22 protein-coding genes are annotated in these 23,307 nt (G+C 66.6%); 19 read left to right on the top strand and 3 right to left on the bottom strand.

Annotated features, from left to right (window positions below):
• The first annotated feature begins 3 nt into the window (after positions 1–3).
• The 12 genes from A8M77_RS20690 (at position 4) to dnaJ (ending at position 12,502) form a co-directional block, all read left to right on the top strand.
• Positions 4–903, top strand: a complete 900-nt coding sequence (locus A8M77_RS20690; protein WP_086923396.1) for an SMP-30/gluconolactonase/LRE family protein — start codon at positions 4–6, stop codon at positions 901–903.
• A gap of 49 nt (positions 904–952) precedes the next feature.
• The gene (locus tag A8M77_RS20685) at positions 953–1,924 is read left to right on the top strand and encodes a TRAP transporter substrate-binding protein (RefSeq protein WP_086923395.1); all 972 of its coding nucleotides are present in this window, start codon (positions 953–955) and stop codon (positions 1,922–1,924) included.
• Between the two features lie 204 nt (positions 1,925–2,128).
• Positions 2,129–2,575 carry a TRAP transporter small permease gene (locus A8M77_RS20680; RefSeq protein ID WP_238136902.1) on the top strand — a complete coding sequence of 149 codons (447 nt, stop codon included), beginning with the start codon at positions 2,129–2,131 and terminating at the stop codon, positions 2,573–2,575.
• Positions 2,566–3,864 carry a TRAP transporter large permease gene (locus tag A8M77_RS20675; RefSeq protein ID WP_086923393.1) on the top strand — a complete coding sequence of 433 codons (1,299 nt, stop codon included), beginning with the start codon at positions 2,566–2,568 and terminating at the stop codon, positions 3,862–3,864. Before A8M77_RS20680 ends, A8M77_RS20675 begins: the two co-directional genes overlap by 10 nt.
• Positions 3,861–5,435, top strand: coding sequence for a galactarate dehydratase (gene garD / locus A8M77_RS20670; protein WP_086923392.1), 1,575 nt, complete (start codon positions 3,861–3,863; stop codon positions 5,433–5,435). Before A8M77_RS20675 ends, garD begins: the two co-directional genes overlap by 4 nt.
• Before the next feature lie 203 nt (positions 5,436–5,638).
• Positions 5,639–6,631, top strand: a complete 993-nt coding sequence (locus A8M77_RS20665) for a Bug family tripartite tricarboxylate transporter substrate binding protein (protein WP_086923391.1) — start codon at positions 5,639–5,641, stop codon at positions 6,629–6,631.
• 67 nt (positions 6,632–6,698) lie between these two features.
• Positions 6,699–7,550, top strand: coding sequence for an archaetidylserine decarboxylase (gene asd, locus A8M77_RS20660; protein ID WP_086923390.1), 852 nt, complete (start codon positions 6,699–6,701; stop codon positions 7,548–7,550).
• A gap of 181 nt (positions 7,551–7,731) precedes the next feature.
• Entirely contained in the window at positions 7,732–8,115 is a 384-nt protein-coding gene (locus A8M77_RS20655) for a winged helix-turn-helix transcriptional regulator (RefSeq protein ID WP_086923389.1), read from the top strand.
• 58 nt (positions 8,116–8,173) lie between these two features.
• Positions 8,174–8,524, top strand: a complete 351-nt coding sequence (locus A8M77_RS20650; protein ID WP_086923388.1) for an FKBP-type peptidyl-prolyl cis-trans isomerase — start codon at positions 8,174–8,176, stop codon at positions 8,522–8,524.
• Between the two features lie 147 nt (positions 8,525–8,671).
• Positions 8,672–9,238 carry a nucleotide exchange factor GrpE gene (gene grpE / locus A8M77_RS20645; protein WP_086923411.1) on the top strand — a complete coding sequence of 189 codons (567 nt, stop codon included), beginning with the start codon at positions 8,672–8,674 and terminating at the stop codon, positions 9,236–9,238.
• A gap of 103 nt (positions 9,239–9,341) precedes the next feature.
• Entirely contained in the window at positions 9,342–11,282 is a 1,941-nt protein-coding gene (gene dnaK / locus A8M77_RS20640; RefSeq protein WP_086923387.1) for a molecular chaperone DnaK, read from the top strand.
• An 83-nt stretch (positions 11,283–11,365) separates the two neighbouring features.
• Positions 11,366–12,502, top strand: coding sequence for a molecular chaperone DnaJ (gene dnaJ / locus A8M77_RS20635; RefSeq protein WP_086923386.1), 1,137 nt, complete (start codon positions 11,366–11,368; stop codon positions 12,500–12,502).
• Positions 12,503–12,547: 45 nt separating this feature from the next.
• On the opposite strand, the gene A8M77_RS20630 is transcribed toward dnaJ, so the two are convergent.
• Positions 12,548–13,219: a FadR/GntR family transcriptional regulator gene (locus tag A8M77_RS20630; RefSeq protein WP_086923385.1), complete on the bottom strand. Its 672-nt coding sequence runs from the start codon at positions 13,217–13,219 to the stop codon at positions 12,548–12,550.
• Positions 13,220–13,339: 120 nt separating this feature from the next.
• Between A8M77_RS20630 and A8M77_RS20625 the strand changes: the two genes are divergently transcribed.
• The 5 genes from A8M77_RS20625 to A8M77_RS20605 all read left to right on the top strand — a co-directional run bounded on the left by A8M77_RS20625 (position 13,340) and on the right by A8M77_RS20605 (position 20,451).
• Positions 13,340–14,212: a fumarylacetoacetate hydrolase family protein gene (locus A8M77_RS20625; protein ID WP_086923384.1), complete on the top strand. Its 873-nt coding sequence runs from the start codon at positions 13,340–13,342 to the stop codon at positions 14,210–14,212.
• Positions 14,213–14,261: 49 nt separating this feature from the next.
• Positions 14,262–15,245 (top strand): tripartite tricarboxylate transporter substrate binding protein, encoded by a 984-nt coding sequence (locus tag A8M77_RS20620; protein ID WP_086923383.1) that lies wholly within the window; start codon positions 14,262–14,264, stop codon positions 15,243–15,245.
• A gap of 451 nt (positions 15,246–15,696) precedes the next feature.
• Complete coding sequence (locus A8M77_RS20615; RefSeq protein ID WP_086923382.1) at positions 15,697–17,619, top strand: PrkA family serine protein kinase; 1,923 nt, start codon at positions 15,697–15,699, stop codon at positions 17,617–17,619.
• Between the two features lie 25 nt (positions 17,620–17,644).
• Positions 17,645–18,937: a YeaH/YhbH family protein gene (locus A8M77_RS20610; protein WP_086923381.1), complete on the top strand. Its 1,293-nt coding sequence runs from the start codon at positions 17,645–17,647 to the stop codon at positions 18,935–18,937.
• Positions 18,823–20,451: a SpoVR family protein gene (locus tag A8M77_RS20605; protein WP_143694684.1), complete on the top strand. Its 1,629-nt coding sequence runs from the start codon at positions 18,823–18,825 to the stop codon at positions 20,449–20,451. The genes A8M77_RS20610 and A8M77_RS20605 overlap by 115 nt, the downstream gene beginning before the upstream one ends.
• Here A8M77_RS20605 and A8M77_RS20600 read toward each other — a convergent pair.
• Both A8M77_RS20600 and aroQ read right to left on the bottom strand, forming a co-directional pair.
• A complete protein-coding gene (locus A8M77_RS20600; RefSeq protein ID WP_086923379.1) occupies positions 20,448–21,086 on the bottom strand; it encodes a DNA-3-methyladenine glycosylase I in 639 nt (212 codons plus the stop codon). The genes A8M77_RS20605 and A8M77_RS20600 overlap by 4 nt on opposite strands.
• Entirely contained in the window at positions 21,083–21,538 is a 456-nt protein-coding gene (gene aroQ / locus A8M77_RS20595; RefSeq protein WP_086923378.1) for a type II 3-dehydroquinate dehydratase, read from the bottom strand. Before aroQ ends, A8M77_RS20600 begins: the two co-directional genes overlap by 4 nt.
• A 72-nt stretch (positions 21,539–21,610) precedes the next feature.
• Between aroQ and A8M77_RS20590 the strand changes: the two genes are divergently transcribed.
• Both A8M77_RS20590 and A8M77_RS20585 read left to right on the top strand, forming a co-directional pair.
• The gene (locus A8M77_RS20590) at positions 21,611–22,141 is read left to right on the top strand and encodes an amidohydrolase family protein (protein ID WP_238136899.1); all 531 of its coding nucleotides are present in this window, start codon (positions 21,611–21,613) and stop codon (positions 22,139–22,141) included.
• A gap of 41 nt (positions 22,142–22,182) precedes the next feature.
• Positions 22,183–23,289 (top strand): S-(hydroxymethyl)glutathione dehydrogenase/class III alcohol dehydrogenase, encoded by a 1,107-nt coding sequence (locus A8M77_RS20585; RefSeq protein WP_086923377.1) that lies wholly within the window; start codon positions 22,183–22,185, stop codon positions 23,287–23,289.
• Positions 23,290–23,307: the final 18 nt, after the last annotated feature.

Below are 23,307 nucleotides of genomic sequence, written 5' to 3'. Positions count from 1 at the left end.
GACATGCAAGCCGAACTCATCCTCGACGCGCGCTGCGGCACGGGCGAGAGCCCGGTGTGGAGCGCGCAGGAACAGGCCCTCTACTGGGTGGACATTCCTGCCCGCCAGCTGCATCGCATCGACCCGACCACCGGCGCCCACCAGGCCTGGACCGGCGACGAGATGCTCGCCTGCATCGCGCCGCGCGCCGACCATCCGGGCCAGTGGATCGCCGGCATGGAAAGCGGCTTGTTCGCCATCGCCACCCGCGAGGACGGCCGCCTGGCAGCCACGCGGCTGGCGCACGCGGCCCACGAACAGCCGGGCATGCGCTTCAACGACGGGCGCTGCGATCGCCAGGGCCGCTTCTGGGCCGGCACCATGCTGATGGACATGGCGGCGGCACGCGAGGTGGGCCGGGTCTACCGCTACCAGAGCGACGTCAACGCCGAAGCGGCGCTGCGCGTGCATTTCGACCGGATGATCGTGCCCAACGGCATGGCCTTCAGCCCCGACGGCCGCACCATGTACCTGTCGGACTCGCACCCCGGCGTGCAGGCGATCTGGGCCTTCGACTACGACATCGACACCGGCACGCCCCACCACCGGCGCCTGTTCGTCGACATGAAGCCGCTGCCCGGCCGTCCCGACGGCGCCGCGGTCGACGCCGAGGGCTGCTACTGGATCTGCGGCAACGACGCCGGACTGGTGCACCGCTTCACCCCCGAAGGAAAGCTCGACCGCTCGCTGGCCGTGCCGGTAAAGAAGCCCGCCATGTGTGCCTTCGGCGGCAGCGGGCTCGACACGCTCTTCGTGACCTCCATCCGTCCCGGCGGCGACCTGTCCGACCAACCGCTGGCCGGCGGCGTGTTCGCCCTGCGCCCGGGCGTCAAGGGGCTGCCGGAGCCCGACTGCCGGTTCTGACTTTCAGGCGCCCCATCCGATTTCAACCACCCACCAAAGAGGAAGACAAATGAAATACGCCCGCCACCTGATCGCGATCGCCGCGAGCGCCTGCGCCGTGGCCGCGCATGCGGTCGAGTTCCGCTCGGCCGACGTGCACAACAGCGACGACTACCCCACCGTGGCTGCCGTCAAGCACATGAGCGAGCTGCTCGACAAGCGCAGCAACGGCAAATACAAGATCAAGGTCTTCAACAAGAGCGCGCTGGGCTCGGAGAAGGAGACGCTGGACCAGGTGAAGATCGGCGCGCTGGAGATGAACCGCGTGAACATCAGCGCGCTCAACTCCATGTGCCCGAAGACGCTGGTGCCCACCATGCCCTTCCTGTTCGGCTCCATCGAGCACATGCGCAAGACGCTGGACGGCCCGGTCGGCGAGGAGATCCTCAAGGGTTGCGAGCATGAAGGCCTGGTCGGCCTGGCTTTCTACGACAGCGGCGCACGATCCATCTACGCCAAGAAGGCGGTGAAATCGGTGGCCGACACCAAGGGCCTGAAGATCCGCGTGCAGCAGTCCGACCTGTGGGTGGCCTTGGCCGGCGCCATGGGCGCCAACCCGACGCCCATGCCCGCCGGCGAGGTCTACACGGCCCTCAAGACCGGGCTGATCGACGCCGCCGAGAACAACATCCCCTCGTACGACGGCTTCAAGCATTACGAGGCGGTGAAGTTCTACTCGCGCACCGAGCACTCGATGGCGCCCGAGATGCTGGTGATGTCCAAGGCCGTGTACGACAAGCTGCCCAAGGCCGACCAGGAACTGTTCCGCCAGGCGGCCAAGGACTCGGTGCCCTTCCAGCGCAAGAAGTGGGACGAGCAGGAAGCCAAGTCGCTCGAGGTGGTGACCAAGGCCGGCTCGACCATCGTGTCGGACGTGGACAAGGCCTCCTTCCGCCAGGCCATGGCCCCGGTGTATGCCAAGTTCATCAACACGCCCGACCTGCAGCGCCTGGTCAAGGCGGTGCAGGACAGCCAGAAGTAAGCCCGAGGCCCGTCCCCGCGCGCCGCGGGGATGGACCCGGATCACCCTGAAGAGACCTCCATGACCCTCGCCGCTCCTCCGGCAGAGACGGCCACGGACGTGAACGACGCGCCGCTGCAGCTCCACGAGCTGCAGGACGTGCATCGTCCGCCCGCGCGCCATGTCTATTCGCGCTTCTGCGCCTTTCTTTCCAAGTACAGCCTGATGCTGGCCGTGGCGATGCTCATCGCCATCATCGTGTGCGTGCAGTACCAGGTGGTCGGCCGCTACGTGTTCAACGACACGCCGACCTGGGCCGAAGACCTGGCCCTGCAGCTGGTGCTGTACGTCACCGCGCTGGGCGTGGCCGTGGGCGTGCGCGATGCGGGGCACATCGGCCTCGATTCCCTCGTGTCCCTGCTGCCCGAAGGCATGCGCCTGAAGATCGAGATCCTGATTCACGCCCTGGTGGCGTTCTTCGGGGCCATCATGATCTGGAGCGGCTGGATGTGGACCACGCTCAAGTGGACCGACCTGAAGCCGATGCTCCACATCCCGGTCGGCGCGGACTATCTCGCGCTGGTGGTCGCCGGCATTCTCATCGTGCTTTTCTCCATCGAACATATCGTCGCCCTGCTGCGCGGCGAGGAAGTGGTGCCAGCGTGGAATTGACAGTCCTGACCATCGCCTTCGCGGCGCTCCTCATCCTCGGCGTGCCGGTGGCCTTCTCGATCGGCCTGGCCTCCGTGGCCACGGTCTGGTATGCGGGCCTGCCGACCGCGGTGGTGTTCCAGAAGATGGTCGGCGGCATGCAGATCTTCTCCTTCCTGGCCATCCCCTTCTTCGTGTTCGCCGGCGAGCTGATGCTCTACGGCGGGATCGCCCAGCGCATCGTGCGCTTTGCCAACAGCCTGGTGGGGCACGTGCGCGGCGGGTTGGGCATGAGCAACGTCGTGGGCTGCACGCTCTTCGGCGGCGTGGCGGGCTCGCCGGTCGCGGACGTGTCGGCCATGGGCTCGGTGATGATCCCGCTGATGAAGAAGGAGGGCTACGACGCGGACTATGCGGTCAACGTGACCACGCATGCCGCGCTGGTCGGCGCGCTGATGCCGACCTCGCACAACCTCATCATCTTCACGCTGGCCACCACCGGCATCGCCTCGGTGAGCGTGCTCAGCCTGATCCTGGCCGGCCTCATTCCCGCGCTGATCCTGACGCTGTGCAACCTGGCGGCGGCCTACTACGTCGCGGTCAAGCGGGGCTACCCGACCCGCGGCGCCTTCCCCGGCTGGGGCGAGGTGCTGGCGGCCTTCATCGGCGCGCTGCCGGGGCTGCTGATCGTGGCGATCATCCTGGTGGGCATCCTGTCGGGGGTGTTCACCGCCACCGAATCGGCGGCCACCGCCGTGCTGTGGGCCCTGGCCGTGACGGTGCTGGTGTACCGCTCGCTCAACTGGCACGACTTCCTGAAGGCCTGCGCCAAGGCCTGCAAGACCACCGGCGTGGTGCTGCTGCTGATCGGCATCTCCTCGGCCTTCGGCTACTTCATGGCGCTGTACGAGGTGCCCCAGAAAACCGGCGAGCTGATGACCTCGGTGTCCAGCAGCCCCTGGGTGATCTTCCTGATGATCAACGTGCTGCTGTTTCTGCTGGGCACTTTCCTGGACATGGCGGCCACCATCCTGATCTGCACGCCGATCTTCCTGCCGATCGCGATGCAGTTCGGCATGAGCCCGGTGCAGTTCGGCATCGTGATGCTGATCAACTGCGCGCTGGGGTTGAACACGCCGCCGGTCGGGACCACGCAGTTCATCGGCTGCGCGATCGGGGGTGTCTCGGTCGGGCAGGTGATGCGGTCGATCTGGCCCTTCTACGGGGCGCTGCTGGTGTGCCTGATGCTGGTGACCTACGTGCCGGCCTTCTCGCTGTGGCTGCCCGACCTCTTCTCCGCACCCAAATGAGCACTCCCCTCTACATCGCCATGCACGAGCGCGACAACGTCGCGATCGTGGCCAACGAGGGCGGCCTGCCCGCGGGCACCGTCTTCCCCTCGGGCCTGGCCCTGGTCGAGAAGGTGCCGCAGGCGCACAAGGTGGCGCTGGTCGAGATCCCCGAGGGCGGCGAGGTGCGGCGCTACGACGTGGTGATCGGCTATGCGCTCCGGCCCATCGCCGCCGGCAGCTGGGTGCACGAGCGCCTGCTGAAGATGCCCGAGGCGCGCGCACTCGAAGGCCTGCCCATCGCCACCGTCAGGCCGCCCGCCCAGCCGCCGCTGGAGGGCTACACCTTCGAGGGCTACCGCAATCCCGACGGCTCGGTTGGCACGCGCAACATCCTGGCCATCACCCAGACCGTGCAGTGCGTGGCCGGCGTCACCGACTTCGCGGTGCAGCGCATCAAGGCCGAGCTGCTGCCGCGCTTTCCCAACGTGGACGACGTGGTGGCGCTCGAGCACAGCTACGGCTGCGGCGTGGCCATCGACGCGCCCGATGCGGTGGTGCCGATCCGCACCCTGCGCAACATCAGCCTGAACCCCAACTTCGGCGGCGAGGTGATGGTGGTGAGCCTGGGCTGCGAGAAGCTGCAGCCCGAGCGGCTGCTGCCGCCCGGCACCATCCCGCTGGTGGACGAGCGCAACATCGCCGACGTGGGCGACAGCGCCGAGAGCGAGCTCGACGTGGTCTGCCTGCAGGACGAGGCCCACGTGGGCTTCATGTCGATGGTCGATTCGATCCTGCGCCAGGCCGAGGAGCATCTGGAGCGCCTGAATGCCCGGCGGCGCGAGACCGTGCCGGCCAGCGAGTTGGTGGTGGGCGTGCAGTGCGGCGGCAGCGATGCCTTCTCGGGCGTCACCGCCAATCCGGCCGTGGGCTTCTGCACCGACCTGCTGGTGCGCGCCGGCGCGACCGTGATGTTCTCGGAGGTCACCGAGGTGCGCGACGGTATCGACCAGCTGACCTCGCGCGCCACCACGCCCGAGGTGGCCGAGGCCATGATCCGCGAGATGGCCTGGTACGACGCCTACCTGGAGCGCGGGCGCGTGGACCGCAGCGCCAACACCACGCCGGGCAACAAGAAGGGCGGGCTCTCCAACATCGTGGAGAAGGCGATGGGCTCGATCGTGAAGTCGGGCAGCTCGCCGATCTCGGGCGTGGTCGCGCCCGGCGAGAAGGCGCGGCAGAAGGGCCTGCTCTACGCCGCGACGCCGGCCTCGGATTTCATCTGCGGCACGCTGCAGCTGGCGGCCGGCATCAACCTGCACGTGTTCACCACCGGCCGCGGCACGCCCTACGGGTTGGCCCAGGTGCCGGTGATCAAGGTCGCCACGCGCAGCGAGCTCGCGCGGCGATGGCACGACCTGATGGACGTCAACGCCGGGCGCATCGCCGACGGCGAGGCCAGCATCGAGGAGGTGGGCTGGGAGCTGTTCCGCCTGATGCTCGAAGTGGCCAGCGGCCGGAAGAAGACCTGGGCCGAGCACTGGAAGCTGCACAACGCGCTGGTGCTGTTCAACCCCGCACCCGTGACCTGAAAGGACGACAAGCATGGAAGACCTGAAAGGCCGGATCGCGCTCGTCACCGGCGGCAGCACCGGCATCGGCGCCGCCGTGGCCCGCGCCTATGCGGGCAGTACATGCCCTGACAAGCCGTGACGCGAACTGGGTCGAGATCGTCGAGTTCCCATGAGCCGGTCCCCGAGCCCTGTCCCCAACCGAACCTCAAGGAGACATTGATATGCAACGCCGCACCCTGATCCAGAGCGCGATCGCCTCGCTGGCCGCCGGGCTCCCCGCCCTGCCCGCCTTCGCCCAGGGCCAGTGGCCCACGGGCAAGGCCATCACCTACCTCGTGCCCTTCCCGGCCGGCGGCACGACCGACGTGCTGGGCCGCCTGATCGGGCAGAAGCTCGGCCCGGTGCTGGGCACCAGCGTGGTCATCGACAACAAGGGCGGCGCCGGCGGCAGCGTGGGCTCGGAGATCGCCTCACGCGCGGCACCCGACGGCTACACCATGCTGGGCGGCACCATCAGCTCGCACGCGATCAACGTCAGCCTCTATCCGAAGATCGGCTACGACCCGCAGAAGTCCTTCTCGCCGGTGACGCTGATCGGCACCAACCCGGTGGTGCTGGTGGTGAACCAGGCCAGCCCCTACAAGACGCTGAAGGACGTGCTGGACGCCAGCCGCGCCAAGGCGGGCGGGCTGTCGTCGGCCTCGGCCGGCACCGGCACCTCGCAGCACCTGACGCTGGAGCTGCTGGCCTACCGGTCGGGCGTGAAGTTCACGCACGTGCCCTACAAGGGCAGCGGCCCGGCGATCCAGGACGTGATCGGCGGCCAGGTCGACATGATGTTCGACACCACGGTGGTGGCGGGCCCGCACATCCAGAGCGGCAAGCTGCGCGCGATCGCGGTGAGCTCCTCCAAGCGCCTGGCCTCGATGCCCGACGTGCCGACGGTGGCGGAATCCGGCCTGCCGGGCCTGAAGGACTTCGAGGTGCTGTCCTGGCAGGCGATCTTCGTGCCGGCCGGCACGCCCGCCCCCGTCATCGACCGGCTGCACACCGAGATCCGCAAGATCCTGGCCCAGCCGGACATGCAGGACAAGCTCAAGGGCTTCGGCATGGAGCCGGCCGACATGACGACCACGCAGATCGCGGCCTTCCAGAAGGCCGAGGTCGAGAAATGGGCGCAGGTGATCAAGGCGGCCAACATCAAGCCGGAGTAGGCGCCGTCCCGCAGGCGACAAGAGGGGCGCTGGCTAGAATCGCCTTCCTTTTCCGGAAGCTCCCGACTTGTCCGACCGCCTCGCCGTCCTGCCCCAGTACCTGATCCCCAAGCAGGCACTGACCCATTTCGCCGGCTGGGTGGCGGGCCGGGAGCGCGGGGCGCTCACGACCTGGATCATCCGGCGCTTCGTCGCCAAGTACGGCGTCGACATGGCGGAGGCGCTGGACAGCGACATCGCAAGCTACCGCAGCTTCAACGACTTCTTCACCCGCGCACTGCGACCCGGCGTGCGGCCGATCGCGCAGGCCGACCTGGTCTGCCCGGTCGACGGTGCGATCAGCCAGTTCGGCACCATCGAAGGCGACCAGATCATCCAGGCCAAGGGCCACAGCTACAGCACCACCGCGCTGGTGGGCGGCGATGCGGCGCTGGCCGGGCAGTTCGAGCACGGCAGCTTCGCCACCCTCTATCTGAGCCCCCGGGACTACCACCGCATCCACATGCCCTGCGACGGAAGGCTGATGCGCATGATCTACGTGCCGGGCGACCTGTTCTCGGTGAACCCGGTCACCGCACGCGGCGTGCCGGGCCTGTTTGCCCGCAATGAACGGGTGGTCTGCGTCTTCGAGTCGGCGCAGGGGCCCTTCGTGCTGGCCCTGGTCGGCGCCACCATCGTCGGCAGCATGGCCACCGTCTGGCATGGCGTGGTCAATCCGCTGCGCAGCGGCGAACTGCGCGAATGGCACTACGCCGACAAACAGGTGGTGCTGTCGAAAGGCGAGGAAATGGGCCGCTTCCTGCTGGGCTCAACCGTCGTGATGCTGTTCCCCAAGCCGGCGCTGGAATTCAACCCCGCCTGGGCGCCGGGGCGCGCGATCCGGCTCGGCGAAGCGATGGCGCGCCGTCCCGCGGGCTGAGCTTCCGCCTCCTCCCGCAGCCCACGGCTGGCCTCGGCGGCCAGCTATGAAACTTGTAGCACGCCGTCTTCTGGGCTATAGTCCCCGACCCGGTCGGGTGGCCGGGCCGAGCACAAGAACGGGCGCCGCCAGGGGATTCAGAGACATGGCAGCCGCCCTCGTCCAGAGGAGACCCTGTCCCATGAGCAGCAAGGAAAACGCGGCAATCGGCCAACTGCTCGCGCTCCTCGAAGGCCGCTATGCGCTGCGCGTGCTCTGGGCACTGCGCGACGGCCATGCCCAGACCTTCAGGCTGCTGCAGGACAGCGTGGGCCAGATCACGCCCAACACCCTCAACACCCGCATCAAGGAACTGCGCGAGGCCGGCCTGGTCGGCCATGGCGGCGACGGCTACAGCCTCACGCCCAGCGGCCAGGACCTGCTGAAGCGGCTGTCCGATCTGCAGGCCTTCGCGGTGAGATGGCAGCTGAACCAGGCCCGCAAGAGCCCCCAACCGCCGTCCCGCCCTGTCGCGACGGAGCCGTCCGCGCCGGAAGCGCCGCCGGCACCCGCCCAGCCCCACTAGTACGCCGTACGAGGTTCGTTACACTGCCGGGCTTTCCCCTCCACCCCAAGGATCCGCCATGCCCACCACTCCCTCCGGCCTCCAGTACGAAGACACCGTCGTCGGTGATGGCGCCGAAGCCAAGGCCGGCCACCATGTGCACGTGCACTACACCGGCTGGCTCTACAACGACGGCGTGCAAGGCGCCAAGTTCGATTCCAGCCGCGACCGCAACGATCCCTTCGCCTTCTCGCTGGGCGCCGGCCAGGTGATCAAGGGCTGGGACGAAGGCGTCGCCGGCATGAAGATCGGCGGCCAGCGCACCCTGATCATCCCGCCCTCGCTGGGCTACGGCGCGCGCGGCGCCGGCGGCGTGATCCCGCCCAATGCGACCCTGAAGTTCGACGTCGAGCTGCTCGACACGCACTGATCCCCGGCCGCGGCGCCTGCCCTGGCGCCGCCCGCGAAATGCGCCTTCCGAGGCGCATTTTTTTCTTGAAATCAGCCCTGGTGGCCCCAGTTGGCCCGGGTCCCTTTGTTTTTTCTGTCTTCCGGCATGGCAGCCGGCTTTTTGAGCATGTCTGACCCGCAAAACCCTTCATCGAATCCAGAGACCCTGCAAGGCGACCCCAGCCCCGAAGAGCTGGAGGCCGCCCAAGCCGCCAACGAGGCGGATGCGCTGGCAGCCGCCACGGCCGAGGTCGCGGCGCTCAAGGCGAAGAACGCCGAGCTCGCCGACCAGTTCCTGCGGGCCCAGGCCGACGTGCAGAATGCACGCCGCCGCGCCGACGAGGAAGTGAGCAAGGGCCGCAAGTTCGCGATCGAGTCCTTCGCCGAGAGCCTGCTGCCCGTGCTGGACAGCCTGGAGGCCGGCCTGAGCCACGAGGGCGGCACCCCCGAGCAGATCCGCGAAGGCGCCGAAGCGACGCTGCGCCAGCTCAAGAGCGCGCTGGAGCGCAACAAGGTGATCGAAATCGCCCCGCCGGCCGGCAGCAAGTTCGACCCGCACCAGCACCAGGCCATCTCGGTGGTGCCGGCCCCGGGTCAGGAGCCCAACACCATCGTCGGCGTGCTGCAGAAGGGCTACACCATCGCCGAGCGCGTGCTGCGCCCCGCGCTGGTAACCGTCAGCCCGGCCAACTGATCCTCACGAAACCCACAGGAAATCCCCGCTTCTTCCCCTTGAATCGAGACGGGTTATCCACAAGTTCACAACAACATCTTTTTCGCGTTCAGGAGCTCACAACATGGCCAAAATCATCGGCATCGACCTCGGCACCACCAACTCGTGCGTGTCGATCATGGAAGGCAACACCACGCGGGTGATCGAGAACTCGGAAGGCGCGCGCACCACGCCCTCGATCGTCGCGTACCAGGAAGACGGCGAAGTCCTCGTCGGCGCCTCGGCCAAGCGCCAGGCAGTCACCAACCCCAAGAACACCGTCTACGCGGTCAAGCGCCTGATCGGCCGCAAGTTCGAGGAGAAGGAAGTCCAGAAGGACATCGACCTGATGCCCTACAGCATCGTCAAGGCCGACAACGGCGACGCCTGGGTCGAGGTGCGCGGCAAGAAGCTCGCGCCGCCGCAGGTCAGCGCCGAGATCCTGCGCAAGATGAAGAAGACCGCCGAAGACTATCTCGGTGAAGCCGTGACCGAGGCGGTGATCACCGTGCCGGCCTACTTCAACGACAGCCAGCGCCAGGCCACCAAGGACGCCGGCCGCATCGCCGGCCTGGACGTCAAGCGCATCATCAACGAGCCGACGGCGGCCGCGCTGGCCTTCGGCCTGGACAAGCAGGACCGCGCCGACCGCAAGATCGCGGTGTATGACCTGGGCGGCGGTACCTTCGACATCTCGATCATCGAGATCGCCGACGTCGACGGCGAGAAGCAGTTCGAGGTGCTGTCGACCAACGGCGACACCTTCCTCGGCGGCGAGGACTTCGACCAGCGCGTGATCGACTACATCATCGGCGAGTTCAAGAAGGACCAGGGCGTCGACCTGAGCAAGGACGTGCTCGCCCTGCAGCGCCTGAAGGAAGCGGCCGAGAAGGCCAAGATCGAGCTGTCGAACAGCGCGCAGACCGACATCAACCTGCCCTACATCACGGCCGACGCCTCGGGTCCGAAGCACCTGAACATCAAGCTCACCCGCGCCAAGCTGGAGAGCCTGGTGGACGAGCTGATCGAGCGCACCATCGCGCCCTGCCGCACCGCCATCAAGGACGCCGGCGTGTCGGTCAACGACATCCACGACGTGATCCTGGTCGGCGGCATGACCCGCATGCCCAAGGTGCAGGAGAAGGTGAAGGAGTTCTTCGGCCGCGAGCCGCGCAAGGACGTAAACCCCGACGAGGCCGTGGCCGTGGGCGCCGCGATCCAGGGCCAGGTGCTGTCCGGCGACCGCAAGGACGTGCTGCTGCTCGACGTGACCCCGCTGTCGCTGGGCATCGAGACCATGGGTGGCGTGATGACCAAGATGATCACGAAGAACACCACGATCCCGACCAAGTTCGCCCAGACCTTCTCGACCGCCGAGGACAACCAGCCGGCCGTGACCATCAAGGTCTTCCAGGGCGAGCGCGAGGTCGCAGCGGGCAACAAGCTGCTGGGCGAATTCAACCTGGAAGGCATTCCACCGGCATCGCGCGGTACGCCGCAGATCGAGGTGAGCTTCGACATCGACGCCAACGGCATCCTGCACGTCGGCGCCAAGGACAAAGGCACCGGCAAGGAGAACAAGATCACCATCAAGGCGAACTCGGGCCTGTCGGAAGACGAGATCCAGAAGATGGTGAAGGACGCCGAGCTCAACGCGGCCGAGGACAAGAAGAAGGTCGAGCTGGTCCAGGCGCGCAACCAGGGCGAGGCGATGGCGCACAGCGTGCGCAAGTCGCTCGGCGAGCATGGCGCCAGCCTGGAAGCCGGCGAAAAGGAAAAGATCGAGGCCGCGATCAAGGAGCTGGAAGAAGTGCTCAAGGGCGAGGACAAGGCCCAGATCGAGGAAAAGACCAATGCGCTGATGACCGTGAGCCAGAAGCTGGGCGAGAAGATGTACGCCGATGCCCAGGCCGCGACCGGAGCGGCCGGCGGCGCGGCGACGGGCGCTGGCCCGGAAGCTGCAAGCAGCGGTCCAGCCGACGACAACGTGGTCGACGCCGAGGTCAAGGAAGTCAAGAAGGGTTGAGTTCGCAACCCTGACGCAGGGCTGGATCACCTGACAAGGCGGTCCGGCCTTTTTCCGTTTTCGACCTACCCCGCCCATCGACCATGGCCACCAAACGCGACTACTACGAAACCCTCGGCGTTCCCAAGAACGCGAGCGAGGACGAAATCAAGAAGGCTTATCGCAAGCTTGCGATGAAGCACCACCCCGACCGCAACCATGGCGACACCAGCAAGGAAGCCGAGGCCAAGTTCAAGGAGGTCAAGGAAGCCTACGAGATGCTGTCGGACGGGCAGAAACGCGCCGCCTACGACCAGTACGGCCATGCGGGCGTGGACCCCAACATGCGCGGCGGCCCGGGCGCCGAGGGCTTCGGCGGCTTCGCGGAAGCCTTCGGCGACATCTTCGGCGACGTGTTCGGCGCGCGTGGTGGCCGCGGCGGCGGTGGGCGCCAGGTGTTCCGCGGCAGTGACCTGAGCTATGCGATGGAAGTCACGCTCGAAGAAGCGGCCGACGGCAAGGAGGCGCAGATCCGCATCCCGAGCTGGGACGACTGCGGCACCTGCAAGGGCTCGGGCGCCAAGCCTGGCACCAAGCCCATCAGTTGCACCACCTGCCACGGCAACGGCGTGGTGCAGATCCGCCAGGGCTTCTTCAGCGTGCAGCAGACCTGCCCGGTCTGCCACGGCACCGGCAAGATCATTCCCGAGCCCTGCACCACCTGCCACGGCCAGGGAAAGATCAAAAACTCCAAGACCCTGGAGGTCAAGATCCCGGCCGGCATCGACGACGGCATGCGCATCCGCAGCACCGGCAACGGCGAACCCGGCACCAACGGCGGGCCGCCCGGCGACCTCTACATCGAAATCCGGCTCAAGAAGCACGAGCTGTTCGAGCGCGACGGTGACGACCTGCACTGCGTGGTGCCGGTCAGCATCGCCACCGCGGCGCTGGGCGGCGAGATCAGCGTGCCCACGCTCAAGGGGCCGGCGGCCATCGACATCCCGGACGGCACACAAAGCGGCAAGCAGTTCCGCCTGCGCGGCAAGGGGATCAAGGGGGTGCGTTCCAGCTATCCCGGCGATCTGTACTGCCACATCCGCGTCGAGACGCCGGTCAAGCTCACCGAGCACCAGCGCAAGCTGATGAAGGAACTCGACGAATCGCTGAAGAAGGGCGGCAGCAAGCACAGCCCGACAGACAAAGGCTGGTTCGACAAGGCGAAGGAATTCTTCAGCTGACCCAGGGCGCCCAATTGGGCGCAATTGGTTCAAAAGCCCGGGTGCTCAGTAGCCCAGCAGGTTGCGCCGGACGTGCGTCAGGTGCTCGACGCAGAGCTGCCCGGCCCGCACCCCGTCGCGGTCCTTGAGCGCGCCGACCAGCTGGCGATGCTCGCACTGGTATTCGAGCCGGCGCTCGGGCGTCGCGCTGCGGCGCTTGAGCATGCCCCATTCGCTCTGCGCCCGCACCTCGTTCATGCGCTGGAACACGGCGGAGATGATGGCGTTGTGCGCGGCATCGGCGATCGCCTCGTGCAGGCGGCCGTCCCACAGCTCGAATTCCTCGAGCGTTGTCGCGGCCTCGCCCCGGTCGCAGCATTCTTCCATCCGGGAAAAATCGGCCGCCGTCGCATTGCCCACCACCATCGCGATCACGGCCGGCTCGAGGACCAGGCGCGCACTCATCAGCTCCGCCGGGCTGGTGGCGAGCGGCGCATCGCCCTGGCTCAGCGCCGCGAGCGCCTGCGCGACCTCCTCGCTGACGTAAGTGCCGCTGCCCACCGTCTGGGTGATCAGGCCGCGCTCCTTCAACTCCGCCAACACCCGCCGCACGGCCGAGCGGCTCAGGCCGAACTGCCCGCACAGCTCGCGCTCGGTGGGCAGGCGCTGGCCGGCACGCCACGTGCGTGACTGCAGCTTTTCGAGAATGGCTTCCCGCAGGGTCAGGGGGGTGTACACGGTCGCGAGTTCGGGCTGGTTGTGGCCGGCGGCTATCGTATCAACCGCACCGTGGCGCCCTGCCTTGGTTGTGCAATTGGTATTCGATTGGTAGCATTTGGTCTCCAAAAGGAGATCATTTTGCGCATTGCCACCTACCAATATCAAGGGCGCCGCCACGTCGGCGTGGTGTCTGATGATGGCAGCACCGTGCGTCCGCTGCCCCTGGACGAAGCCCGGGCCCGGCGCGGCGCCTTGGCCCTGATCGAGGACCATGCAGCCGGCACGGCCTGGCCGAACGCCACCGGCGAAGCCTTGCCGCTGGATGCGGTCCGGCTCGAAGCGCCCTTGCCTCTGCCGCGGCGCAACATCTTCTGCGTAGGCCGCAACTACCACGCACATGCCAAGGAGCTGTCCGGCTCCGTCTTCAAGAGCAGCCCCACGAACCCCGAGGCCTGGCCGATTGTCTTCACCAAGGTGCCCGAGTGCGTGATCGGGCCTGACGAAGCGGTCCGGCTGCCCGGCGACGCGGTGTCCGCCCAGATCGACTACGAGGCCGAGCTGGCCGTGGTCATCGGCAAGGCCGGCCGCAACATCGCGCGCGCCGACGCGATGGACCATGTATTCGGTTACACCATCGTCAACGACGTCACCGCGCGCGACGTGCAGATGCGCCACCAGCAATGGGACCTCGGCAAGTCCTTCGATACCTTCTGCCCGATGGGCCCGTGGATCGTGAGCGCCGACGCACTGGACGGCACCCAGACCCGCGTGCGCTGCTGGGTCAACGGCGAACTGCGCCAGGACGCCAGCACCACCGACCTGATCTTCGACATCCCCACCCTCATCGAGACCTGCTCGCGCGGCATCACGCTGTACCCGGGCGACATGATCGCGACCGGCACGCCGGCCGGGGTCGGCATGGGCTTCACGCCGCCGCGCTACCTGAAGGCAGGCGACCGGGTCCGCATCGAGATCGACGGGCTGGGGGCCCTGGAAAACCCCTTTGCCTGAGCCTGCCTGAAGCCCCCTCATATATAGATAGAAGCACGGAGACAAGAACATGCACCGACCTCCCGGCGCCTCGCTGCGCGCTGCCCTGCTCGCTGCGGCCTGCTGCATTGCCGCAACCGCCGTGGCCCAGCCTGCCTGGCCCGACAAGCCGATCACCATGGTCGTGCCCTTCCCGCCGGGCGGCGTGGCCGACACCGTCGCGCGGCCGGTGGCGGAAGCCCTGGCGCGCGAGCTCAAGCAGTCCGTCATCGTCGACAACAAGGCCGGCGCCGGCGGGGCGGTGGGCATCGGCTTCGTGGCCCGGGCGCCGGCCGACGGCTACACCGTCTTGCTTTCGCTGTCATCGATCTCCATCCTGCCGGAAGCCGACGCCATCCTGGCGCGCAGGCCGGCCTACCAGATGAGCCAGTTCAAGCCGATCGCGCGCTTCACCGCAGACCCGACCGTGCTGGCCGTGCGGGCCGACGCACCATGGAAGACGCTGGACGAGTTCATTGCCGACGCGCGCCGCAAGCCGGGCACCTACAACTACGGCAGTTCCGGCAACTACGGCACGATGCATGTGCCGATGGAGATGCTCAAGAGCGCTGCGGGCTTCCGCATGACGCACATCCCCTACACCGGTGCTGGCCCCGCGGTGGTCGCGCTGCTCGCCGGGCAGGTCGACGCGGTGGCGAGCGGACCGGCGACCGTGGTGCAGCAGGTCAAGGCCGGCAAGCTGCGCGCGCTGGCGCACTGGGGCGACCGGCCGCTGGCCGCCCTGCCGGATGTCCCCAGCCTCGCGGACGCCGGCTACAGGATCGGCTTCGCCCAGTGGTCCGGCCTGTTCGTACCGGCGGCGACACCGGACGAAGTCGTGAAGCGGCTGCGCGCCGCCTCCGCCAGGGCGGCGGCGGATCCGGCAGTGACGCAGGTGATCGAAAAGGCGGGCAGCCCGATGGCCTATCTCGACGCGCCGGAGTTCCAGGCCTACTGGGATGCCGACGCAGGCCGGATGACCGAAGCCGTCCGAAAGATTGGCAAGGTCGAGTAACCGCGGTGCCACGACGCATGTAAAAAGCGGCCCCGGAAGGCCGCTTTTTTACAGGTCACCGAAAAATCCCGCAGCCGCGTTATGGCGGGAATAGTCTTTGCTCATGCGTCACCGATGCGACGTCGGCCATTCGACGATGCTGTCCTACATCGACACCTGTTGTGCAAGTGCCGAAAGCGCTATACCTGCGGGCGAAGGCACTGCATGATGGACGTATGCCCGCTGTCGCCGGCCTGCTCTTTCGCTCTGGAACTTTTGGGCGTTCGTATCGTTCTTATTTTTGAAAACCAATTTGCTCGACGCGTCGTTTGTTCTATGCTTTGAGCCAAGTTACTGCTCGAGGAGTTTTTCCTAAACGTGCTCAACTCACCTGGCACCATTCCTGCGAACGATGCGACGTGTGCAGCACGGAGACTCCGGGCAGCGCCCCGCTGACTCGATGGAGGTGTTTATGGATGTCATCAGTAACTTCGCCGCCCGTTACGAGCGGACTCGCGAAGAGGTCCTGTCCCTGCAGGAGTACCTCGATATCTGCAAACGGGATCCCGCGGCCTACTCGACCGCGGCGGAGCGGATGCTCAAGGCCATCGGGGATCCGGAGCTGGTCGACACGCGCAACGACCCGCGCCTGTCGCGCATCTTTGCCAACAAGGTCATCAAGATCTATCCGGCCTTCCGGGAGTTCTACGGCATGGAGGACGCGATCGAACAGGTCGTCTCCTACTTCCGCCACGCGGCCCAGGGCCTGGAAGAGAAGAAGCAGATCCTCTACCTGCTCGGCCCGGTCGGCGGCGGCAAGAGCTCGATCGCCGAGCGCCTGAAGCAGCTGATGGAGCAGGTGCCCTTCTACGCGATCAAAGGCTCGCCGGTGAACGAGTCTCCGCTGGGCCTCTTCAATGCCGCCGAGGACGGCGAGATCCTCGAGAAGGAATACGGCATCCCGCGCCGCTACCTGCAGCGCGTGCTCTCGCCCTGGGCGGTGAAGCGGCTGGAGGAATACGGCGGCGACATCCGCCAGTTCCAGGTCGTCAAGCGCTACCCTTCCGTGCTGCGTCAGATCGCGGTCGCCAAGACCGAACCAGGCGACGAGAACAACCAGGACATCTCCTCCCTGGTCGGCAAGATCGACATACGCAAGCTGGAGACCTATGCGCAGGACGACCCCGATGCCTACGCCTACTCCGGCGGTCTGTGCCTGGCCAACCAGGGCCTGCTGGAATTCGTCGAGATGTTCAAGGCGCCGATCAAGGTGCTGCACCCGCTCCTGACCGCCACGCAGGAAGGCAACTTCAAGGGCACCGAAGGCTTCGGCGCCATCCCCTTCGACGGCATCGTGCTGGCGCACAGCAACGAGAGCGAGTGGAAGGCCTTCCGCAACAACAAGAACAACGAGGCTTTCCTCGACCGGATCTACATCGTCAAGGTGCCGTACTGCCTGCGCGTCTCGGAAGAAATCAAGATCTACGAGAAGCTGGTGCGCAACTCCTCGCTGGCGCTGGCGCCCTGCGCGCCCGGCACGCTGCGCATGATGGCGCAGTTCTCGGCGCTGACCCGGCTGAAGGAGCCGGAGAACTCCAGCATCTTCAGCAAGATGCAGGTCTACGACGGCGAGAACCTCAAGGACACCGACCCCAAGGCCAAGTCGATCCAGGAGTACCGCGACTATGCGGGCGTGGACGAGGGCATGAGCGGCGTGTCCACGCGCTTCGCCTTCAAGATCATCTCCAAGGTCTTCAACTTCGACAGCAGCGAGGTCGCCGCCAACCCGGTCCACCTGATGTATGTGCTCGAGCAGCAGATCGAGCGCGAGCAGTTCGCGCCCGAGACGGAGCAGAAGTACCTGTCCTACATCAAGGAGCTGATGGCGCCGCGCTATGCGGAATTCATCGGCAAGGAGATCCAGACCGCCTACCTCGAGAGCTATTCCGAGTACGGGCAGAACATCTTCGACCGCTACGTGACCTATGCCGACTACTGGATCCAGGACCAGGAGTACCGCGACCAGGACACCGGCGAGGTGTTCGACCGCGGCTCGCTCAACGCCGAGTTGGAGAAGATCGAGAAGCCCGCGGGCATCAGCAACCCGAAGGACTTCCGCAACGAGATCGTGAACTTCGTGCTGCGCGCGCGCGCCGGCAACGCCGGCAAGAACCCGGTGTGGACCAGCTACGAAAAGCTGCGCACGGTGATCGAGAAGAAGATGTTCTCGAACACCGAGGAGCTGCTGCCGGTCATCAGCTTCAATGCCAAGAGCAGCGCCGACGAGATGAAGAAGCACGAAGACTTCGTCAACCGCATGGTGCAGAAGGGCTACACCGCCAAGCAGGTCCGCCTGCTGTGCGAGTGGTACCTGCGCGTGCGCAAGAGCTCATGATGAACTGACACGAGGAGTTTCGGCCGTGGCCATGCTGCAGCAGATCATCGACCGCCGGCTGTCGGGGAAGAACAAGTCCATCGGCAACCGCGAGCGTTTCCTGCGGCGCTATCGCGAGCAGATCGGAGAGGCCGTACGCCGCGCGGTCAGCGGCCGCAACATCCGCGATCTCGAGCAGGGCGAAGACATCGTGCTGCCACGCCGCGACGTGTCCGAACCCGTGTTCGGGCATGGCCCCGGCGGCAACCGCGAGTACGTGCACCCTGGCAACCGCGAGTACGTCAAGGGCGACCGCATCGAGCGGCCGCAGGGCGGCGGAGGCGGCTCCGGCAGCGGCTCACAGGCCGGTGACGGCGAAGGGGGCGATGACGACTTCGTCTTTCGCCTCACCAAGGAAGAGTTCATGCGGGTCTTCTTCGAGGACCTTGCACTGCCCCACTTGATCCGCACTCAACTGGCCGAAGTGCCGGAATGGAAGAGCCACCGCGCCGGCTTCACGCAGGACGGCATGCCCACCAACCTGCACGTGGTGCGTTCCATGCGCGGCGCACTGGCCCGGCGCATTGCGCTCGGGGGCGACTCGCGGCGCGAGATTCGCGAGCTCGAGGCCCACCTGCTGCACCTCCAGCGCAGCCCGCGCGCGGCCGATGCGCTGGTGCAACGCGAGATCCGCGACACCGAGGCCCGGATCGAGGAGCTGAAGGCCAAGGCCAAGCACATCCCCTACCTCGACCCGATCGACCTGCGCTACCGCAACCGGGTGCGGGTGCCGATCCCCTCGGCCAAGGCGGTGATGTTCTGCCTGATGGACGTCTCGGGCTCCATGGACGAAGCGCGCAAGGACATGTCCAAGCGCTTCTTCATGCTGCTGTACCTGTTCCTGACCCGCCACTACGAGAAGATCGAGCTGGTCTTCATCCGCCACCACACGCAGGCCAGCGAGGTGAGCGAAGAAGAGTTTTTCCACGCCACCGAGACCGGCGGCACCGTGGTGTCCAGTGCGCTCACGCTGATGCAGGACATCATCCGCGCGCGCTTTCCCAGCTCCGAGTGGAACATCTACGGGGCACAGGCCAGCGACGGCGACAACTGGCACCAGGACAGCGGCCGCTGCCGCGAGCTGCTGGCCGACCACATCCTGCCATCCGTGCGCTACTACGCCTACGTCCAGGTGGCGGAGGCCGAGCAGAACATGTGGGAGGAATACACCCAGCTGGTGGACTCCCACAAGAACTTCGCGATGCGCAAGGTGGCCGACGCGGCGGACATCTACCCGGTGTTCCGGGACCTGTTCAAGAAGGAGAGGGGGACGGTGTGAACGCCAGGAAACGAGAAGCCCTTCCCAGTCCTTCGGACTGGACATTCGAGCTCATCGAGCGCTACCACTCCGAGATCGCCCGCGTCGCGCGCGGCTACAAGTTGGACACCTACGCCAACCAGCTCGAAATCATCACCGCCGAGCAGATGATGGACGCCTACGCCTCGGTGGGCATGCCGGTCATCTACCGCCACTGGTCCTACGGCAAGCAGTTCATCAGCACCGAGAAGAACTACCGGCGCGGCCACATGGGCCTGGCCTACGAGATCGTCATCAATTCCGATCCCTGCATCTCGTACTTGATGGAAGAGAACACCATGGCCATGCAGGCCCTGGTGATCGCCCACGCCGCCTACGGCCACAACAGCTTCTTCAAGGGCAACTACCTCTTCAAGATGTGGACGGATGCCTCGTCCATCATCGACTACCTGGTCTATGCCCGTAACTACATCAGCGAGTGCGAGGAGCGGCACGGCGTCGCTGCGGTCGAAGACCTGCTCGACTCCTGCCACGCCCTGATGAACCATGGCGTGGACCGCTACCGCCGACCACAGCGCCTGTCGTTGAGCCAGGAACAGACCCGGCGCGAGGAGCGCGAGCATCACCTGCAGCAGCAGGTCAACGACCTCTGGCGCACTCTGCCCCGGCGCGCCGGCCGCACGGCGGAGGAGGAAGAAGCGGCCAAGCGCTTCCCGCCGGAGCCGCAGGAGAACCTGCTCTACTTCATCGAGAAAAATGCACCATTGTTGGACTTCTGGCAGCGCGAAGTGGTGCGTATCGTGCGCAAGATCGGGCAGTACTTCTATCCCCAGCGCCAGACGCAGGTGATGAACGAGGGCTGGGCCACTTTCTGGCACTACACCCTGCTCAACACCTTGTACGACGAGGGCCTGCTGGCCGACGGCTTCATGATGGAGTGGCTGCAGTCGCACACCAACGTGGTGTTCCAGCCGCCCATCGGCCACCGTGCCTACAGCGGCATCAACCCTTATGCGCTGGGCTTCGCGATGTACACCGACCTGCGGCGCATCTGCGAGAACCCGACCGAGGAAGACCGCCGCTGGTTTCCCGACATGGCGGGAACGCCCTGGCAGCCGGCGCTGGACTACGCCATGCGCAACTTCAAAGATGAGAGCTTCATCGGCCAGTTCCTTTCGCCCAAGCTGATGCGCGACTTCCGCTTCTTCGCCATCACCGACAAGGAAAGCGAACCCGAGCTCGAGGTCTCGGCCATCCACGACGACAGCGGCTACAGGCAACTGCGCGAGTCGCTGTCGCGCCAGTACGACCTCAACCACCGCGAGCCCAACATCCAGGTGTGGAGCGTCAACCTGCGCGGCGATCGGGCGCTGACGCTTCGCCATACCCAGCACAACGACCGCCCGCTGCACGACGACGCGTCGGAGGTGCTCAAGCACGTCGCTCGCCTGTGGGGTTTCGACGTGCACCTCGAGAGCATCGACAGCCAGGGCCGCATCAACCACCGCAAGGTAGCGGGGCCGCAGGCCACCTAGGCCGGCCGCTTCAGCCCGGCGCGGGCCTGGAGCGCCAGGTCACGGGCGTGGCACTGTTCCACGTGGTCGTTGACCAGCCCCATGGCCTGCATGAAAGCGTAGACCGTGGTCGGCCCGACGAAACTCCAGCCCCGCTTCTTCAGGTCCTTCGACATCGCGATCGACTCCGGCGAGGTGGTCATGGTCCGCAGCGCCTCGTAGGTGATGCGCCGCGGGCGCGAGGCCGGATCGGGCTCGAAGCGCCAGGCGTAGGCAGCCAGCGATCCGAACTCCTCGCGCAGCGCCAGCACGCGCTGGGCGTTGTTGATGGCCGACTCGATCTTGCCGCGGTGCCGCACGATGCCGGCGTCGCCCAGCAGCCGCTCCACGTCGTTCGGACCGAAACGCGACACGCGCTCTGCATCGAACTGCGCGAAGGCGCTCCGGAAGGCCTCGCGCTTGTTGAGGATGGTGAGCCAGCTCAGGCCGGCCTGGAAGCCTTCCAGGCACAGCTTCTCGAACAGGCGCCGGTCGTCCGTGACCGGGAAACCCCACTCATGGTCGTGGTAGTGCTGGTAGGCCGTCGTCGACTCGCACCAGCGGCAGCGCAGCGCGCCGTCGGCGCCTGCGAACAGCCCCGTCCGATCGACGCTCACGCTGTTTCGCTTACCCGCACCAGCGCCTCGATCGCCAGCCCGTAGCCCTTCACGCCGAAGCCGACGATGATGCCGCGCGCTGCCGGCGAGATGTACGAGTGGTGGCGGAACTCCTCGCGCGCGTGGACGTTCGAGATGTGCAGTTCCACCAGCGGCACGCTCGCGCCCTTGATGGCGTCGTGCAGGGCGATCGAGGTGTGGGTGTAGGCGCCCGGGTTCATCACCACCCCGAGCATGCGGCCGGCGGCCACTTCGCGACCAGCCTCGTGGATCCAGTCGATGAGCTGGCCTTCGTGGTTCGACTGCCGGCATTCGATGGCCACGCCCAGCTTGGTGCCGGCCTCCGCGCACAGGCGCTCGACGTCGGCCAGCGTCTCGTAGCCGTACTGCGCGGGCTCGCGGGTGCCGAGCAGGTTGAGGTTGGGGCCGTTGAGGACAAGGATCTTTTTCATGACGCGTTTGTAGCAGGTGTAGCCTCCCTTGGGGCAGGCTTGCGAGCAGTCCGCGAGGACCATTTTGTGGCAGTGTGCTGCAGCAAAAGGGCATGGTCCGCCGGCACGGTCCTCGTCCAGGCCGCGCCCAACGAGGCCGAGACCTGGCGCCTGCCGGCGCTGGCCGACCGTCCGACAGCCGCGTGCGCGCCGTGGTCCGCTGGACCGACCTCGCCGCACCGGACGCCCCCGCGCGCATCCACCGGCTCGCGCAGGCGCGACCACGCGGCCAAGCCGGACATCGCGGGCGGCTGCTTCGAGCCCTGGGCCACGCAGATCGAGCGCTTCGCCGCGGAGACGCCGGCCCTTTGCAAGCTCTCGGGCCTGGCCAACGAGACCGGCCCCGGCTGGGACGCGCGACGCCTTCAACCCTATGTCGACCACCTGCTGCAGCACGTCGGCCCCATGCGCCTCATGTGGGGCAGCGACTGGCCGGTGCTCAACCTGGCCGGCGACTACTTGCAATGGCATGCCGCGTCAGACACGCTGCTGGCCTCACAGTCCGTCGAGGCGCAGGCCGCCATCCGAGGCACGAACGCTGCAAACTTCTATGGCATAAAGTGATTCGCGGACCCCTTCCGCGCCCATCCACTTCCTGCCCTCCCATGAAAACCAAAGCCGCCGTCGCCTGGAAAGCAGGCCAACCGCTCACCATCGAAACCGTCGACCTGGAAGGTCCGAAGCACGGCGAGGTGCTGGTCGAGATCAAGGCCACCGGCATCTGCCACACCGACTACTACACCCTCTCGGGCGCCGACCCCGAGGGCATCTTCCCCGCCATCCTCGGCCACGAGGGCGCCGGCATCGTCGTCGACGTCGGCCCCGGCGTCACCTCGCTCAAGAAGGGCGACCACGTCATTCCCCTCTACACGCCCGAGTGCCGCCAGTGCAAGTTCTGCCTCTCGCGCAAGACCAACCTGTGCCAGCTCATCCGCGGCACCCAGGGCAAGGGCCTGATGCCCGACGCCACCAGCCGCTTCAGCCTCGATGGCAAGCCCATCTTCCACTACATGGGCACCTCCACCTTCAGCAACTACACGGTGGCGCCCGAGATCTCGATGGCCAAGATCCGCGAGGACGCGCCCTTCGACAAGGTCTGCTACATCGGCTGCGGCGTGACCACCGGCATCGGCGCGGTGATCTTCACTGCCAAGGTGGAGGCCGGCGCCAACGTGGTGGTGTTCGGGCTGGGCGGCATCGGGCTGAACGTGATCCAGGGCGCCAGGATGGTGGGCGCCGACAAGATCATCGGCGTGGACATCAACCCGGCGCGCGAAGCCATGGCGCGCCAGTTCGGCATGACGCACTTCATCAACCCGAAGGAGCATGCGAACGTCGTCGACGCCATCGTGCAGCTGACCGACGGCGGGGCCGACTACAGCTTCGAGTGCATCGGCAACACGCAGGTGATGCGCCAGGCGCTGGAGTGCACGCACAAGGGCTGGGGCCGCAGCATCATCATCGGGGTGGCGGAAGCGGGTGCGGAGATCAGCACGCGGCCGTTCCAGCTGGTGACGGGGCGCAAGTGGGAAGGCTCGGCCTTCGGCGGGGCACGCGGGCGCACGGACGTGCCGAAGATCGTCGACTGGTACATGGAGAACAAGATCAACATCGACGACCTGATCACCCACACCATGCCGCTGGAGAAGATCAACGAGGGCTTCGAGCTGATGAAGCGCGGCGAGTCGATCCGCGGCGTGGTGATCTACTGAGGGCGCAGCCGTGGCGAC

Source organism: Variovorax sp. JS1663, from assembly GCF_002157355.1.
Classification (GTDB): Bacteria; Pseudomonadota; Gammaproteobacteria; order Burkholderiales; family Burkholderiaceae_C; genus Variovorax.
Note: the sequence above shows the minus strand (reverse complement) of the source record. Positions and strands in the feature narration are given on the sequence as shown.

Coding starts and splice junctions, on each gene's coding strand:
- A8M77_RS20650 (WP_086923388.1), top strand. CDS start 8,174: ATGCCCACCACTCCCTCCGGCCTCCAGTACGAAGACACCGTCGTCGGT.
- A8M77_RS20655 (WP_086923389.1), top strand. CDS start 7,732: ATGAGCAGCAAGGAAAACGCGGCAATCGGCCAACTGCTCGCGCTCCTC.
- dnaK (WP_086923387.1), top strand. CDS start 9,342: ATGGCCAAAATCATCGGCATCGACCTCGGCACCACCAACTCGTGCGTG.
- A8M77_RS20665 (WP_086923391.1), top strand. CDS start 5,639: ATGCAACGCCGCACCCTGATCCAGAGCGCGATCGCCTCGCTGGCCGCC.
- A8M77_RS20585 (WP_086923377.1), top strand. CDS start 22,183: ATGAAAACCAAAGCCGCCGTCGCCTGGAAAGCAGGCCAACCGCTCACC.
- A8M77_RS20685 (WP_086923395.1), top strand. CDS start 953: ATGAAATACGCCCGCCACCTGATCGCGATCGCCGCGAGCGCCTGCGCC.
- A8M77_RS20680 (WP_238136902.1), top strand. CDS start 2,129: ATGCTGGCCGTGGCGATGCTCATCGCCATCATCGTGTGCGTGCAGTAC.
- aroQ (WP_086923378.1), bottom strand. CDS start 21,538: ATGAAAAAGATCCTTGTCCTCAACGGCCCCAACCTCAACCTGCTCGGC.
- garD (WP_086923392.1), top strand. CDS start 3,861: ATGAGCACTCCCCTCTACATCGCCATGCACGAGCGCGACAACGTCGCG.
- A8M77_RS20690 (WP_086923396.1), top strand. CDS start 4: ATGCAAGCCGAACTCATCCTCGACGCGCGCTGCGGCACGGGCGAGAGC.
- A8M77_RS20620 (WP_086923383.1), top strand. CDS start 14,262: ATGCACCGACCTCCCGGCGCCTCGCTGCGCGCTGCCCTGCTCGCTGCG.
- grpE (WP_086923411.1), top strand. CDS start 8,672: ATGTCTGACCCGCAAAACCCTTCATCGAATCCAGAGACCCTGCAAGGC.
- dnaJ (WP_086923386.1), top strand. CDS start 11,366: ATGGCCACCAAACGCGACTACTACGAAACCCTCGGCGTTCCCAAGAAC.
- A8M77_RS20615 (WP_086923382.1), top strand. CDS start 15,697: ATGGATGTCATCAGTAACTTCGCCGCCCGTTACGAGCGGACTCGCGAA.